The organism is Nitratidesulfovibrio oxamicus (assembly GCF_015731765.1).
GTDB lineage: Bacteria > Desulfobacterota > Desulfovibrionia > Desulfovibrionales > Desulfovibrionaceae > Cupidesulfovibrio > Cupidesulfovibrio oxamicus.
Genome location: NZ_VRYY01000776.1, coordinates 1 through 560, shown reverse-complemented (window position 1 = coordinate 560; position 560 = coordinate 1). Strand labels below are relative to the sequence as shown.

The 560-nt window shown below is 72.0% G+C and carries 1 pseudogene; it reads right to left on the bottom strand.

Features of this window, described 5'->3' with window-relative positions:
• Positions 1–193 precede the first annotated feature (193 nt).
• Positions 194–560, bottom strand: a pseudogene (locus tag FVW20_RS18440) (hypothetical protein); the annotation flags it as partial.

Below are 560 nucleotides of genomic sequence, written 5' to 3'. Positions count from 1 at the left end.
CCGGACCGGGTCGCCGGACCGGGTCGCCCGGAGGCTCCCCCGGCAGGCCGCCCCGGCGGACAGGGTCCAGACCTTGCTCGGGGCAAGTCCGGGCCCGTCCGCATCACCGCGCGCAACGTCCCACAACGTCGCGCACGGGGTTGCCGTGCAGCCGACCCACGACGGCTTCACGGCGTGTCACCCGTTCGTCCCGCTACGTCAGCAACCTGCACAGTTGCGGCATGTTCCCGTCGCCGCGCCCATGCACAGCCGCATGCGGGCCGCCGGGGCGATGGCCCGGCTGGACGATCACGAGCCCGTCGGAACGGGTGACCATGTCACGGATATAACCACGCCGGGCGAATTCCTGCAACAGCGGCAGGATATCCCGCCCCTTACTCCCGGGTGCCAGTGTCCGCAGGCGTTGCGGATCGATCAGGCAGGTTTCGCGCAGGTTCCAGGCCACGCCCAGCAGCCACTTGCCCACGCCGTCCCGGCCCAGCGCGGCCCGGTCGGCGATGAAGCGTGCAACGCCCGGCGCCTCGCGCAGGGCCTCGAACGGCTCGGGGCCGAACTCGATG